Annotated in this window: 14 protein-coding genes; 3 read left to right on the plus strand and 11 right to left on the minus strand. The window is 31.2% G+C overall.

Annotation, left to right across the window (positions count from 1 at the left end):
* Nucleotides 1–5 precede the first annotated feature (5 nt).
* Genes QIA21_RS02450 through QIA21_RS02460 form a run of 3 tightly spaced genes read left to right on the plus strand, consistent with a single transcriptional unit; the run spans nt 6 to nt 2,364 of the window.
* A complete protein-coding gene (locus QIA21_RS02450; RefSeq protein WP_091972389.1) occupies nt 6–719 on the plus strand; it encodes a 5'-methylthioadenosine/adenosylhomocysteine nucleosidase in 714 nt (237 codons plus the stop codon).
* A complete protein-coding gene (gene metK, locus QIA21_RS02455) occupies nt 716–1,894 on the plus strand; it encodes a methionine adenosyltransferase (RefSeq protein ID WP_301393008.1) in 1,179 nt (392 codons plus the stop codon). The genes QIA21_RS02450 and metK overlap by 4 nt, the downstream gene beginning before the upstream one ends.
* Nucleotides 1,891–2,364, plus strand: a complete 474-nt coding sequence (locus QIA21_RS02460; protein WP_301393009.1) for an S-ribosylhomocysteine lyase — start codon at nt 1,891–1,893, stop codon at nt 2,362–2,364. Before metK ends, QIA21_RS02460 begins: the two co-directional genes overlap by 4 nt.
* Nucleotides 2,365–2,374: 10 nt before the next feature.
* On the opposite strand, the gene QIA21_RS02465 is transcribed toward QIA21_RS02460, so the two are convergent.
* The 11 genes from QIA21_RS02465 to rpoC all read right to left on the minus strand — a co-directional run bounded on the left by QIA21_RS02465 (nt 2,375) and on the right by rpoC (nt 16,235).
* On the minus strand, nt 2,375–3,037 hold the full coding sequence (locus QIA21_RS02465) for a hypothetical protein (RefSeq protein ID WP_301393010.1): 663 nt from the start codon (nt 3,035–3,037) through the stop codon (nt 2,375–2,377).
* Between the two features lie 26 nt (nt 3,038–3,063).
* Entirely contained in the window at nt 3,064–3,483 is a 420-nt protein-coding gene (locus tag QIA21_RS02470) for an HIT family protein (protein ID WP_301393011.1), read from the minus strand.
* Nucleotides 3,484–3,532: 49 nt separating this feature from the next.
* Nucleotides 3,533–4,897, minus strand: a complete 1,365-nt coding sequence (gene mgtE / locus QIA21_RS02475) for a magnesium transporter (protein ID WP_091972381.1) — start codon at nt 4,895–4,897, stop codon at nt 3,533–3,535.
* A 53-nt stretch (nt 4,898–4,950) separates the two neighbouring features.
* The gene (locus QIA21_RS02480) at nt 4,951–6,375 is read right to left on the minus strand and encodes an MGH1-like glycoside hydrolase domain-containing protein (RefSeq protein WP_301393012.1); all 1,425 of its coding nucleotides are present in this window, start codon (nt 6,373–6,375) and stop codon (nt 4,951–4,953) included.
* Nucleotides 6,376–6,486: 111 nt separating this feature from the next.
* Nucleotides 6,487–7,518, minus strand: a complete 1,032-nt coding sequence (bmpB, locus tag QIA21_RS02485) for a nucleoside ABC transporter substrate-binding protein BmpB (protein ID WP_301393013.1) — start codon at nt 7,516–7,518, stop codon at nt 6,487–6,489.
* 87 nt (nt 7,519–7,605) lie between these two features.
* Nucleotides 7,606–8,625: a nucleoside ABC transporter substrate-binding protein BmpA gene (gene bmpA / locus QIA21_RS02490; RefSeq protein ID WP_301393014.1), complete on the minus strand. Its 1,020-nt coding sequence runs from the start codon at nt 8,623–8,625 to the stop codon at nt 7,606–7,608.
* Nucleotides 8,626–8,665: 40 nt separating this feature from the next.
* Entirely contained in the window at nt 8,666–9,727 is a 1,062-nt protein-coding gene (gene bmpC, locus QIA21_RS02495; protein ID WP_301393015.1) for a nucleoside ABC transporter substrate-binding protein BmpC, read from the minus strand.
* A 308-nt stretch (nt 9,728–10,035) separates the two neighbouring features.
* A complete protein-coding gene (bmpD, locus tag QIA21_RS02500) occupies nt 10,036–11,061 on the minus strand; it encodes a nucleoside ABC transporter substrate-binding protein BmpD (protein WP_301393016.1) in 1,026 nt (341 codons plus the stop codon).
* A 99-nt stretch (nt 11,062–11,160) separates the two neighbouring features.
* The gene (gene rpsG / locus QIA21_RS02505) at nt 11,161–11,634 is read right to left on the minus strand and encodes a 30S ribosomal protein S7 (RefSeq protein ID WP_091972369.1); all 474 of its coding nucleotides are present in this window, start codon (nt 11,632–11,634) and stop codon (nt 11,161–11,163) included.
* A gap of 24 nt (nt 11,635–11,658) precedes the next feature.
* Nucleotides 11,659–12,033, minus strand: coding sequence for a 30S ribosomal protein S12 (gene rpsL / locus QIA21_RS02510; protein ID WP_002656492.1), 375 nt, complete (start codon nt 12,031–12,033; stop codon nt 11,659–11,661).
* 68 nt (nt 12,034–12,101) lie between these two features.
* Nucleotides 12,102–16,235 (minus strand): DNA-directed RNA polymerase subunit beta', encoded by a 4,134-nt coding sequence (gene rpoC, locus QIA21_RS02515; RefSeq protein ID WP_301393017.1) that lies wholly within the window; start codon nt 16,233–16,235, stop codon nt 12,102–12,104.
* Nucleotides 16,236–16,241 lie beyond the last annotated feature (6 nt).

Raw genomic sequence — 16,241 nt, forward strand, 5'->3', positions numbered from 1 at the left:
AAAGCATGATTTTAATCATATCGGCTATGCAAGAAGAATCGGAAGAAATAAACAAAATGATTGACAACAAAGAAGAAATTGTATTAGACAGCTACTTAGAAAATAAAAAAATTTATAAAGGAAAAATTTTGGGAAAAGACGTAGTATCTTTGACTACAGGAATTGGAAAAGTTAACGCAGCAACTTGGAGCAATCAAATTATATCTAAATATAAAATCACTCATATAATAAACTCTGGAAGTTCTGGCGGAATAAAAGAAAACTCTAACCTTAAAATATTAGACATAGTGGTATCCTCAGAAGCAGCATACTATGATTTTGACTTAACCAAGTTTGGACACAAAATAGGACAAGTCCCTAATTTGCCACAAAAATTTAAAGCAGATGAAAAGCTCTTAAAAAAAGTAGTCAATATTGTTGACAAAAAGCTTTTAAACATTGATATCCATATTGGCTTAATACTAACAGGAGATCAATTTGTTGAAAGTGAAAAAAATCTTGAGACAATTAAAAAAAATTTCAAAGATGCTTTAGCTGTAGATATGGAAGGAGCTGCAATAGCTCAAGTGGCACACACGTTTAAAATACCATTCATAATAATTCGTTCAATTTCTGATTTACCAAACAATAAAAACAATCATGTAGACTTTAATAAATTTTTAAAAACATCCTCAATAAATTCAAGCAAAATGACAAAGGAACTTATTAAGCTAATATGAATAAAATAATAGCAGCTAACCAAACTTTAACTTCTGAGGCTGTATCTGAAGGACATCCAGATAAAATTGCAGATCAAATATCTGATGCCATCCTTGATGAAATGCTAAAAGTAGATAAAAATGCAAAAGTGGCTTGCGAAGTCATAATTGCACAAAATTTAGTAGTAATAGCGGGAGAAATAAATAGTCCTGTAAAAAAAAACATAGATATAAAAGAAATTGCTAAAAACATCATTAAAGATATAGGCTATACAAATATTGATTATGGACTTGATTACAAAACAATAACGGTAATAGACGCGGTTGGCAATCAATCACGTGACATTATAAACGCAATTGAAAAAAAAGGATCTAATACCCTTGGAGCAGGTGATCAGGGGATAATATTTGGATATGCTTGCGATGAAACAAAAAATTTTTTACCAGCTCCTTATGAACTTGCCAATTCAATTCTAAAAAAAGCTAGTAAGCTTAGAAAATCGGGAGCAATAAAGTGGTTGCGACCCGACTCAAAATCTCAAGTTACTATAGAATACGATAAAAACAGAAGACCTGTAAAAATAAAAAACATTATAGTCTCTCACCAACACCATCCAAATATCTCCCAAAAACTAATACGGCAAACAATAATTGAAGAAATTATTAAGCCCACCATTCAAGACAAATCAATACTTGATGAAAATACTACCTATTGTATTAATCCTTCTGGAAATTTTGTAATTGGAGGACCTACTGGAGACACAGGCCTTACAGGAAGAAAAATTATTGCTGACAGTTATGGGGGATTTGCAAGACACGGAGGAGGAGCATACAGCGGGAAAGATGCCACAAAAGTAGATAGATCGGCTGCCTACATGGCAAGATATATCGCAAAAAATATGGTAGCAGCCGGCATTTCCAAAGAATTTGAACTACAACTTGCATATGCAATTGGGATTGAAAACCCAATATCTATTCAAATAACTGCGGGAATAAATGATCCCAAATATGCAAACAAAATATTAAATTTCATTGTCAATAACTTCGATTTAACTCCTAACGGTATAATTAAAAAATTAAAACTAAAACAACCCATATATCTTAAAACTTGTACTTATGGTCATTTTGGAAAAAATGAATTCGAATGGGAAAAATTAGATTTTGTAAAAAAAATACAAACGGTGCTAAAAAAATGAAAAAAATAACAAGCTTTACAATAGATCATACAAAGTTAAAACCTGGCATATATGTCTCAAGAAAAGATACCTTTGAAAATGTAATATTTACTACAATAGACATTAGAATCAAATCTCCTAACATCGAACCAATAATTGAAAACGCAGCAATACATACAATAGAACATATAGGAGCCACTTTACTTAGAAATAATGAAGTTTGGGCCGAAAAAATAGTATATTTTGGCCCCATGGGATGCAGAACTGGTTTTTACTTAATAATTTTTGGAAACTATGAAAGTAAAGATCTTGTTGACCTAATATCATGGCTTTTTTCCGAAATTGTAAATTTTTCAGAGCCCATTCCAGGCGCAAGCCATAAAGAATGCGGAAATTACAAAGAGCATAACCTTGATATGGCTAAATATGAATCTTCTAAATACTTACAAATATTAAACAATATCAAAGAAGAAAATTTAAAATATCCTTAGTTCATAAAATTTACAAAATAGAAAGTACATCGCTATCATTTCTTGTTGCCACGTCAAACTGGAAAATAAAGCCCAATGTTATTTTATGCATTTGATTTAGAAGTAAAAGTTTGTTATAAAAAATAGGAGAAATTGTATATTCCAAAAAAATAAAATCTACATTAATTCTAGCTCCAATATCTAATCCCAAAACAATATTATTAAATAATTTCCAATTACTTGAACCTCTAAAATTAACTTCAGCACCAATATATGAAAATTTTAAACCTGTAAAAAATATTAAACTAAACATTGGAGTATAAGGTAAAAAGAAATAATTACCATACATCCTCATTGAAACTGAAACATCTTTTACCATGAAATAACTTAGAGAATGATTTAAATATGCTTGATCGTCCAACATGAACATAATCTCTTTGGTATAAGGAGTATAGCTTGGCAAAAATTTAATATCTAAATTAAATTCTCCACCAAATGCAAAATTTTGAGAAACATTAATACCAAGCCCGCTGAAAAATTGATACTTAAGTCTTTCATAGAAGAATAAATCTCGAGTAAAATTATCAACACCGACCCCAACTCCACTGTATACATTAAGATAACCAGGAATTCCTGAATAAATTCTTAATGTATTAAACATAAAAACAAAAAAGAAAAATAAGTTTCTTTTCATAAAGAATCCTTTTTGGCAAAGTAAAATTAAATATTCATGCCTATTTGTATAGACAACTCTTTAAATTTTTCAATCTCAAGATTAAGTTTATTGCCTCTCTTAAAACCAAAACCATCACTTTTAAATCTTGGAATTACATGAAAATGAGTATGAAAAACTTCTTGCCCTGCACCAGCCCCCAAAGAAGAATAAATATTTATTCCATCACAAATGCTAGAATTTATTATTTTTAAAGCATTCGAAACTTTTTTACATACTCTTAAAATTCTATCGTTAAATTTATCATCCATATTCAATAAATTCTCACTATGTTCTTTAGGGATAACAAGAGTATGCCCAACAGTTAAAGGATTGATATCTAAAAATGCTAAAACTAAATCGTCCTCATAAACTTCATATCTAGGAAGCTCTTTTTTTACTATTTTACAAAAAATGCAATCATACATTAACATGTCCTATTATAAAAAACCAACAATTAACATGTTTAAATAAAGTTTAAACAGCATAGCTAACCAAAACCCATTTTGCTATATTGAAATATGCTATTAAAGTAATAGCATCTGCAATCGTAGTAATCAAAGGACCTGCCATAAGTGCTGGATCCAACTTGAAAATTTTAGCAACAATGGGCAAAAGACCTCCCAATATCTTTGATACTGTCAAGCTTACCATCAAACAAGCTGAAACTACAAACGCTATTTTTAGCTTATCAGAATGTTGGGGAGCTACAAAAAATACAATTCTTAAAAAATTAACACCGGCAAGAATTATTCCTACCAAAATACTGACACATATTTCCTTTAAAAAAACTTTAAAAAAATCTTTTACCTTAACAGTGCCAAGAGCAAGTTCACGAATTATTAAAGCAGATGCTTGGGAACCGGCATTGCCTGAAGTGTCCATTAAAAGGGGGATAAAACTAGCCAAAACTACTAAAGACAACATTAAATTTTGATAATTTGAAATGATCGTTGCTGTAAAAGTAGAAGATATCATAAGAACTAAAAGCCAAATTATCCTATTTTTTGTCATAACCAAAATAGAAGTATCAAGATAAGATGTACCTAAGGGCTTAACAGCCGCAATCATTTGAAAATCTTCAGTATTTACAGATTGAATAACTTCTAAAATATCATCTATAATAATGACTCCTATCATTCTTCCTTCGTTATCAACAACAGGAACACTGGTAATATCATACTTTTGAAAAAGAAGTGCAACATCCTCTTTTTCATCATTGACTCCCACAATATAAAACCCACTACTTCTCATTATTGACGATAATATGACATCATCTTTAGCTAATATTAAATCCTCAATTTTTATAACTCCTTTTAAATGCTTTTCATCATCTGTAATATAATAAGTGTAAATATCTTCTTTGGTTTTAGCTACCCTTCTAATATAATCGAGAGCTTGACCAACAGTGAAATCTTCTTTAAGTTCAACATACTCAATTGTTACAATCGAACCTGCAGAATCATCGCTGTAAGACAAAAATTTATTAATAATTTCTCTATTTTCTTCTGTAGAGCTTGCTAAAAATCTCTGAACAACATTTGCAGGAACCTCTTCTAAAAGATCAATAACGTCATCAAGATTTAGCTCATCAATCATTTCGCTTATTTCTTTATTTGTAAAAGAATTTGCTAATTTGCTTTTTGTAGATTGGTCAAAATTAGAAAAAGTTTCAACTGCTATTTTTTTGGGCAAAAATCTGTAAAGTAAAATCAATTCAGATCCATTAAGTCTTTTAAGAGCCTCAGCAATGTCAAAGGAATCGTGTTTTAAAAATTTTTCTTTAATTTTAGAATAACTCTTCTCTTTAAGAAAAATTCTCAATTCATCAATATCTATCATTAAAAGGCCTCCAAAAATTTAAATTTCACAAGACATTTAATGAATCTAATTCATTAAAGCTTATCCAATAACATAGAACATCTTCCCGAAGGAATAGGAAGAGTTTTTTCTTTTTTATTTAATATATTTATTGTAAAATAATAAAGTTTCTCAGATTCCATTTTTATTTCCCAACCTCTTTTTCCTTTATTGCAAATTATTGTAGTTTGATTCTTTTTAAGAGACAAGCTTTCTATCCCCATAATCTCAAGAGTGGGGATGTTCCAATATACAGTTTTATCGGGCAAGCTAATTGTAAGTCCAATAATATTTTCTATCATCAAACTAATGCTAAAAAGCGCAAGATAACAGACAAGATTTCTCTCAGTATAAGTTTTTTTATTAGAATCAAAATATGCAGGTCCTTCTTGCATAGGCTTATAAGCTTCCCAAATATGCCCTTTAATTTTATTAAAAGGCATTAAAGTGTCTAATATATAATACAAATGTCTTATGGTAAATTCTCTTGCAATATTTGCACGACCACAATATTCAAGACCCTTGATTACAAAAAAATTCATATAAGTATAAACTGAACCATAATATCCATTGCCATCCTCACTAAAACCTGACTCACTAACAGAAAGCGTTGGAAAAGGATTTGGAGTCCCAAAATGCTCAGTGCTTTTTAAATAAAAAATCATCCTCTCTATTCTATCTTCACTAGGAATCTCGGAAAGCATTGGGAAAAACCCCACTATTGTCTTAATTTCAAGAATATTTTCATTAACATCAAGATCATAATAAAATCCATCTTTTTCACTCCACATTAAAGAATTGATTTTGGCCTTAAGAGAAAAAAATCGTTTTTTGTATTCAAGTGATAAATTTTTATCATTTAAAATATCTGCTAATTTAGAAATACAATATGCACTATGAACTTGTAATGAATTAAAATCTATAGGATAGTGCGCATCTACTCTTGGAGAATTTTTATAAAAAACTCTATTTACATCAATTGAATAAAGACCATTTCCCTTTAAAAATTTGCTCTCTATCCACTTATAATACTTATCAAGAATTGGCAAAACTTCAGAAATTCTCTTTTTATTTCCTGTTTTATGATACAAATTGTATTCAGCCCATGCAAAAATAGGAAACCCAATATTCTCTTCATTCTCATCAAGATCAATAATAGCATTATTATTATCATATCTAGCTCTGATTGCACCAGATTCTTCTTGCAATTGATAAAACTTATCAATTGCAGATGTAGATGAATATTCCCCATTACTATAGACAAGAAAAAAGCTTGACATACAAGCTTGCATCTGATCTATATAATTGCAATTCTCCGAATAATAATTTTTATCTTTTTTGCTCTTATCGGCAATTTTTTGTAAAATAACCTTGTCTTGAATCCAAGATAAACTTTTATTATAAATATCAATAAAATCTTGATCATAATAGTAAATTTTGGGAAACATTTTTTTATTCAATGCTAAATCCTCTAAAACAATAGAAATGAACTTCTATTTATTATAACACAATAAATATAACATAATTAAAAAATTAGAAACTAGAAAATTAAAATCTTTTATTTGAAAAGTCTATAACTTTAATAACTGTTTTATAAAAATTTCATATTCTTCTTGATTGGAAGGAACAATAATCTCTTTATTGATTATTTTCCTTTCAAGGACTTTTATGTATTCAAATTCATTTGCATTAGACAAACCAACAACGCCATCTCTTAATCCCATTTGAATAATTTTTCCACCTTCCCAAACATTATTATTTTTAATATATTCGCTAGTAATCAAATATAATGCGTAGCCAACATTTTTTATAACAGAAGTAATAAAATTTTTAGGAGCAAGATGAGACTGATCTTGATCAGCTCCAATGACATAGTAACCATCACCTAATTCTTTTGCTACTTCAATAACACCAACTCCTGCCAAACCAGCCGCAAAATGAATTATATCTATTCCTTTAGAATACATTTTATTAGCCATGACCCTACCAATACCAATATCAGAAAAAGAATTAGAGTATTCACTGGCAATCTCTATGCCTTTATTAGCATACTTTGCACCGGCCTCATAACCGTAACGAAATGCATCTACTATATCGCCTTTTACTCCCCCTATAAAACCTATTTTACCAGAAACACTTTTTTTAGCCGCAATATAGCCAGCTAAAAAAGCACCTTGCTCTATATTAAAAACAATACCAATCAAATTTTTAGGAATCTGAACATCATCTCTATCTCTATAAACAGGATCTATTATTCCATAACTAATTTTTGGATTTTCTAATGAAACCGATAAAGAAACGTCCGTAAGCATATATCCCACAAGCCAAATCAAGGTCGAACCATTCATTTTTAAACTATCAAGATCTGAAACATAACTAGAATAAACTCCAGAAGAAGCGCTAGAAAAAACTTCTTCAATACTTTCTGGAAAATCTTTTTTCAAATTCAATAAAGCCTTATTAGCACTAGAATTAAAAGATTCGTCATCAAGAACACCATCTACCAACATAGATATCTTAATTTTATTTGAATCAGATTCTACTTCATTCTTACCCAAGCAAGAAGCCAACAAAATACCGAATATAAAAATTGCAATCCTCATATAAAACGCTTCCTTATTTTAATCATTCAAACAAAACCAATAAGTTTTTTATACTTAAAAATAAAAAAATACAAATTGATTTTTTACTTAAACAAATTCTTTAAGAAATCTTTTATAACTTTCCTCATTATATGGAACAATGACTTCTTTGTTGATTATTTTGCTAGAAAGGCTATCAATTTCTTTCTCAAGTTCAAAAGAAATCATTTTAGGATTTCTTACAAATCCTACAACTCCTTCTTTAAGGCCATAATTTATTAATTTTCCGCCTTCGAAAGTATTGGTTTTTAAATAATTAGATGTAAAAAGATTTAAAGATCTACCAACATCTTTGGTTGTAGATGTAATTACATTGTCTGGAGCAAGATATGACTGATCCTCATCAACTCCAATAATGTAATGCCCAGAACCAAGTTCTTTTGCAACCTCAATAGCTCCAATTCCTCCAAGACCTGCAGCATGATGAATAATATCTATCTCATCAGAATACATTTTAGTTGCAATACTTCTACCAGCTTCAATGTCGACAAAACTACCAATATACTGAGTAAATATAATGATATCTTTATTGGCATACTTGGCACCAGCTTCATATCCATACCTGAAACTATCTACTATCTCGCCCTCTATTCCCCCTAAAAATCCAATTTTACCTGTTTTAGAAACTTTTGCAGCAATATAGCCTGCCAAAAACGCGCCTTCTTGAGCTCTAAAAGTCATGCCCACTAAATTCGCAGGAATAGGCTCATTAGAATAAACAGGATCAATAATTGCATATTTCATCTCGGAATTCTGCAAAGAAACAGTCTTGGCTACATCGCTAAATCTATACCCAATAAGCCAAATTAAATTTGAACCCGCATCTTTAAGACCTTCAAGATCCGATAAATAAGAATTTATTGAAGATTCTTTTAAAACAAGATCAACCTCAAATTCCTCTTTAACTTTTTTTATGCCATTTAAAGCACTCTCATTAAAAGACTTATCATCAAAAGTTCCATCAATTATTAAAGATACCTTAGGAATCCCACTCTCAAGACTGCCTTTACCACTACAAGATAAAAAAATAATACCTTCAAATAAAATCAATAATAATAATTTATTCATAAATTATTCACCTTTTTAAAATAAAGCTATAGCTAATAGTTTATAACTTTGATTTAAATAAATCAAATGCATATTCACTATCAGGAACAATAATTTCTCCACTTATTATTTTATTCTCCAGAGCGACAACTTCATCAAGCAACCTATTATTTAAAACATCGGGATCCTTAACAATTTCAATTACTCCTTCTTTTAACCCCCGATCAATAACGACCCCACCTTTAAAAATTCCATTTTTAATATAATCTGATGATACAGAATAAATAACCTTACCAATATCCTTAAGTATTGAAGTAATAACATTTTGAGGCGCAATATATGACTGATCTTGATTTAAACCAATAACATAATACTTGGATCCAAGCTCCTTAGCAGCATCATAAACTCCAAGTCCAGTTATACCGGCTATTGGAAAAATAACGCCCACTTTATCCTCTTTATACATGAACAGAGCCATTTCTTTGCCTTTCTCTTTATCAAAAAAAGAGGATGCCTTTTTTGAAACTAATCTTAACTTGGGATTAGCATAAAAAATTCCAGCCTTAAAACCAAACTTAAAATCATTCAAATGTTCACTTCTAGGGCCTGTCAAAAATCCAATCTTTTCCCTTCTATTCATCTTAGCAGCAATATACCCAGCTAGAAATGCAGCCTCTTCATTTCTAAATTTAATAGCCAAAGAATTCCTGGGAACTTGAATATCACCATAATCAAAAGAATCTATAATTCCATAACAAATATCTGGACGTTCATACGAAAGTTTAACCGACAAACTAGAAAATTGGTATCCAATCATCCAAAAAAGATTTAAAGGATTTTTTTGAACCTCATAAGCATCCTCTGTCATTGCCTCATCAACAGTAAGAAGTCTTTTGCCCTCAATAGGATAAGGCCTTAAAGATTTGGTTATAAGTTTTACCCCAAAATTATCCTTAAGTTTTACAACACCATCATAAACACTTTGATTATAGCCCTTATCATAAAAGCTACCACTAGCCAAAACACCTATAACAACTTTGTCGGATTTAGAAACCTTTTTATTAGATTGAAAACAGGCCAATACTAATAAAGGCAAAGCAATAAAAATAAACCTTTTAAACAAAATCGATCCTCTCCTTACAAAATTTATTTAAAAAATTCAGAACTTTTTAAAAATCAAAATACTAACTTTAGTTTACTAACAAATAGTATTCTTTACTTATAAAATAAAAACCTCAATAAACCTTTTAAAAAAATGCCTTTAGCATTAACAAAAATATGGTGGTAAGAAAAATTATTTTTCCTACATCACCATAATATCCAAATTCAAACTCTTTTGCAAGATTAATCTAAATTAAAATTACAACAATAAAAAGACTCTCTAAAAATAACTAAAAACATTTTCCACAGGTCAACTCCACAAAGATCAAGTTAATCTGCCATTTGCAAAACAAAGTTATCATAAGACACTTTGTCATAAGGCACTCTTATTATACCATTCATTATATTTTGTCCAATTTTCAATGATTTGTTATAAATCTCAGAATAATTTAATTTTAAGTTTTCATTTAAAACCAAACCAAGTCCATCTTCTTTAAGTCCGAGCAACATAGTCTTGCCTCCATCCCAAATTCCAGTTTCTAAATACTTTTTTGTTAAACTATATATCAATGAATCAACTTTTTTTACAGCAGAAACAATAACATTATTAGGAGCAAGATGTGATTGATCCTGATCGACTCCAATAATATAATGGTCAGGCCCTAATTCTTTTGCAGCCTCAATTACCCCTATGCCAGAAAGTCCTGCAGCTGCAAATATAATATCAACCCCATCTCGATACATATTAGATGCTGTTGAGCGACCAAGTCCGAAGTCCCCAAATGTTCCAACATATTGGGAAACCACTTTAATATTAGAATTTGCATACTTAGCACCAGCTTCGTATCCATACATAAAAGATTCTAAAACTTTTCCCCTCACTCCCCCAATAAATCCAATCTTGCCTGTTTTAGAAGCCTTTGACGCAAAATATCCTGCTAAAAAAGCCGCCTCTTCGGATCTAAAATTAATGTTAAGAAGATTTTTGGGTATTTGAATTTCGTTGTAAACTCCTTCCATGATTGCATAATTAATAGAAACATTCTCACTGGCTCTTTGCAAAAGAATATCCGACAATCTAAATCCAACTCCCCAAATCAAATTTGAATTACCATCCTCTAAATTTGTAACATCTCCCAAATAAGAATTACCTGTAGATGCTTTTTCAATTATATTTACATTAAAATCAGCCTTTAATTTTCTTATCGCCTTAGAAGAACTTTCATTAAATCCTTTATCATCAAAAGCGCCATCAACCATAAGCGAAACTGTTTTTGACTTTGGCTTACCATCATCAGAACTAGAACAGGCAACAATAAATAAAAAAATTAAAAAACAATAAACTTTTTTTAACACAAAAATATCCCCCTTCCTTTTAATAAAATTAAAACAAAAAATAACCCTAACAATCCTACAACATATAAACAAAGAAGGCACCTTAAAAAAGGTGTCTTCTTACCATCTATAATGAGTAAAAGCTTTATTTGCTTCAGCCATTCTATGAGTATCTTCTTTCTTCTTAAAAGCAACTCCAGTAGAATTATATGCATTTAAAAGTTCGTTTGACAACTTTTCCTTCATAGACTTACCACTAGATTTTCTAGCAGCAAAAATAATCCACTTCATGGCCAAAGCCTCTCTTCTCTCTTCTCTAACTTCAACAGGAACTTGATATGTAGCGCCACCTACCCGTCTACTTCTCACTTCTACCAATGGCTTAACATTGTCTAAAGCTTTATAAAAAACAGCCATCTTATCAGTATCTTCAAGCTTATCGGCAAGCAAATCAATCGAACTATAAAGTATGCTCTCGCTTATTGACTTTTTTCCATCATACATCATTCTGTTTGCAAACTTTGCAACAATTCTAGAATTGTACTTAGTATCAACAAAAATTTTCTTTTTGATTTTTTTATTTTTTCTTGACATATTTAATATTAACCCACCTTTCAGTTAAGCTTTAGGCTTTTTTGTTCCATACTTAGATCTACCCTTTTTTCTATTGTTAACACCAAGAGTATCCTTGGCTCCTCGAACAATATGATACCTTACTCCAGGTAAATCTTTAACTCGACCACCTCTAATCAGAACCACAGAATGTTCTTGCAAATTATGACCAATTCCTGGAATATATGCTGTTACCTCAAATCCATTTGAAAGTCTAACACGCGCTACTTTTCTTAAAGCTGAATTGGGCTTTTTAGGAGTCACGGTCATTACACGAGTACAAATCCCTCTTCTTTGGGGGCAATTTTGAAGTGCAGGAGACGCGGTCTTCTCCGTTTGACTTTTTCTAGGTTTTCTAATTAACTGATTAATTGTGGGCATTTATCAACGCTCTCCTTTTTTTTGGAATCATTAGTAAAATAGTAGCAAATATGTCACTTATTTTCAAGTTAAACTTCAGAATCGATATTTTCACTAACTTTAATTTTTTTATAAAGTCCCATACCAGTTCCAGTAGGGATTAAATGCCCAATTACAACATTTTCTTTCAATCCCCTAAGATCATCTATTTTCCCAGCAATAGAAGCATCAGTTAATACTTTTGTTGTTTCTTGAAAAGAAGCTGCAGAAATAAAAGAATCTATATTAAGAGATGTCTTAGTCACTCCTATAAGAATGGGACTTGCTATTGCTGGCTCACCACCTTGTTCAATTACTTTTCTATTTTGTTCATAAAAAGTATGCTTATCTACCTTTTGCCCATAAACAAAATTAGTATCACCAACTGCCACAATCTTAACTTTTTTCATCATTTGCTTAATTATCACACCTATATGTTTGTCATTAATACTAACACCTTGTTTTCGGTAAACGTCCTGAATTTCTGCTAACAGAAATTCTTGCAAGCTAATCCCTCCTAAAATTTCAAGCACATCATGAGGATTAATTCTGCCATCACAAAGCATATCTCCCGCTTTAACAACATCTCCATCTCTAACCAAAAGATGCTTGCCAGCTGGAATATAATGCTTATGCTCAACCCCATACTCATCTAAAATATTAATAAGTCTTTTACCTTTTTGAATTGATTTAAATTGCACAATTCCACTTACTTTAGCCATTTCAGTTAAATTTTTAGGAATTCTTGTTTCAAAAAGATCATTAACTCGGGGCAATCCCCCCGTAATATCTTGAGTTTTTTCAGACCCCTTGGAAAGTTTTGCAATAACATCTCCTATATTTATATTCTGACCATCTTCAACTTGAAGATAAGCATCACCTGGTAACACATAAGATGCAACTTCCATACCACTACTATCAATAATAAAAATTCTAGGATCAAGAGATTCAAAAACATTATCCGTAATTCTTTTCTCAACATTACCTGTTTCGGTATTTATCTCCTCTTTAAGGGTAGTTCCTAAAATAATATCTTTAAATTTAATTTTACCCTTAACCTCTGCAATAATAGGCTCTGCAAATGGATCAAATGTACCTATAACTTTACCCGATTCAACATAATCACCAACCCCTATTTCAAGCTTTGTACCAGCTTTCAAGGAAACTTCTTGTTCTTCTGATACTATGAAAAATTTATCACCTCTTAATTTAACATAACCAATATAAGAAGAGAAAATCTCTACACCCTTTTTATTGACAAACAAAGAAATACCTTTGATTACTCTTTGAGAATCTAAAACTTTAATCTCTTCTATGTTCTTAATTTTTTCCTCATAAAAAACATTGATTATTTTTAAAGTTCCCTTTCTTGTGAAAAGAATTCCATTATCAACCTTAACATTAAAACCTTCTATACCATTAAGTATAAAAGCATTCTTTAAAGATATTTTATCATCCTCACTACCAGCCTGAGCAACCCCGCCAATATGAAAAGTCCTCATGGTCAATTGAGTACCTGGTTGACCTATTGACTGAGCAGCAATTATTCCCACAGCCTCGCCGATATTAACAGGCTTGTTCTTTGAGAAATCTCTACCATAACATTTTTGACAAACACCATGTTCAGCTTCACATGTTAAAACAGATCTAATCACAAGTTTTTCAATACCAATTTTCTCTAACAATTCTATCTTAGCTTCTGAGATTTCTTCATTTGCATCCAAAACGATCTCACCAGTAATTGGATTTTTTATTCTTTCAATAGAATAACTCCCAACGGCTTTTTCTTTCAAAGATTCTAATATTTCTTCGCCATTTTTTACAGTTTCAACTTTTATTCCGTTTATAGTTCCACAATCTTCTATTCTAACAACAACATCTTGAGCAATGTCTACTAATCTCCGAGTTAAATATCCAGCATCAGCTGTCTTAAGAGCAGTATCTGCTAAACCCTTTCTTGCTCCATTTGTAGATATAAAAAACTCTATCACAGAAAGACCTTCTTTAAAGTTAGAAATAATTGGAAGCTCGATAATATCACCAGAGGTTTTTGCCATCAATCCTCTCATACCAGCAAGTTGCCTTATTTGATTTCTACTTCCCCTAGCACCAGAATCCGCCATCATATATATAACATTAAATCCATCTTTGTCTTTCTTTAAAATTTCCATCATCTTGTTAGTAAGTTCTTCGTTTGTCTTCAACCAAACAGAAACTACATTATTATAACGCTCTTCACCAGTAATAACACCCTTGGCATAATCATTTTGAATTTTAGCAATCTCTTTATTAGCCCTGTCTATATAAGTTTTCTTTTCATCAGGAACAATAATATCACTCATACTAATTGTGCACCCAAACTTAGTAGCATACCTAAATCCAAGCTCCTTGATAATGTCAAGCATTTCAATTACAGTAGAGGAACCATGAACTACATAAACTTTTGATATTAAAATTTGTAGTTCCAAATCGCTAAGGGTTTTATTTACAAATTCAATTCCATCGGGCAAAGCCTCATTAAATATAACTCTACCAGCTGTTGTCTTTTTGTATTCGCCATTAATTTTTACATAAATAGAAGCATTGTAATCTAAACTCCTATTATTTATAGCAAGAATAACATTGCTAAAGTTTAAAAACTTTTTACCTTCTCCAATAACATTCTTTTTTTCCATTGTTAAATAATATAAACCCAAAACAATATCTTGAGATGGAAAAACAATAGGATGCCCATTGGCAGGATTTAAAAGATTATTTGTTGAAAGCATTAAGGCCCAGCTTTCAGCTTGTGCTGATGGAGTTAGAGGAACATGTACTGCCATTTGATCACCATCAAAATCGGCATTATATGCATGACAAACAAGAGGGTGTAATTTTATTGCCTTACCCTCAACCAAAACAGGCTCAAAAGCTTGAATTCCAAGTCTATGAAGAGTAGGAGCCCTATTTAAAAGAATAGGATGCTCCTTGATAACAAGATCTAAAATTTGCCATACCTCGTCAACTTCTTGTTCGATTAAATTTTTTGCTCTTTTGATATTAAAAACAGCTTCACTCTCAATCAACCTTCTTATCACAAAAGGCTTAAACAGTTCAAGAGCCATTTTTGCAGGCAATCCGCATTGATGTAACTTTAGCTCGGGACCAACAACAATCACAGAACGACCAGAATAATCCACTCTTTTACCAAGAAGATTTTGTCTAAACCTTCCCTGCTTACCTTTTAAAGCATCGGAAAGCGACTTAAGAGGCCTACTAGATGATCCTTTGACAACCTTTCTTTTATGAGAATTGTCAAAAAGAGAGTCTACTGATTCCTGAAGCATTCTTTTTTCATTTCTCACAATAATCTCTGGTGCATTAAGAAGAAGCAACTTCCTTAAACGATTATTCCTATTTATAACTCTTCTATAAAGATCATTAAGATCAGATGTCGCAAATCGTCCTCCATCAAGCTGAACCATTGGCCTAATCTCTGGAGGAATAACAGGAAGTACCTCCATAATCATCCATTCCGGCTTATTCCCAGAAATTTTAAAATTCTCAATAATCTCAAGACGCCTTAAGAGCTTCTTATCGGTTTTATCATCTTTATCTATCATTTGAATCCTTAGCTTAGATGAAAGCTCATCAAGATCAAGATTTTCAAGAAGAGTTTTAATCGCTTCAGCTCCCATCGAAGCATTAAAAGACATACCATATCGCTCTCTGGCCTCTATGTACTCATCTTCACTTAAAAGCTGCATTTTTTTAAGATCGGTATCGCCAGGTTCAATTACTACATATTTTTCATAATAAAGAATAGAATTCAAGCTAGATGCCGTAATGTCAAGCAAAAGACCAATCCTAGAGGGTATATATTTGTAATACCAAATATGAGCAACTGGGGCTGCTAGCTCAATATGCCCCATTCTTTCACGCCTCACCTTAAAGTGGGTAACCTCTACATTACAACGATCACAAATAATACCTTTATATCTAACTGATTTGAATTTACCACAATAACATTCCCATTCCTTTGTAGTACCAAAAATCCTTTCACAAAAAAGTCCATCCTTCTCGGGCCTTAAAGTTCTATAATTAATAGTCTCAGACTTTTTCACCTCTCCGTAAGACCAATTTCTAATTTGATCAGGAGATGCTATTTTAATTTTTATTCTTTCAAAATCTTTTATCTCTTTCATAAAAAC

This window comes from Borreliella japonica (assembly GCF_030438115.2).
GTDB classification, from domain to species: Bacteria; Spirochaetota; Spirochaetia; order Borreliales; family Borreliaceae; genus Borreliella; species Borreliella japonica.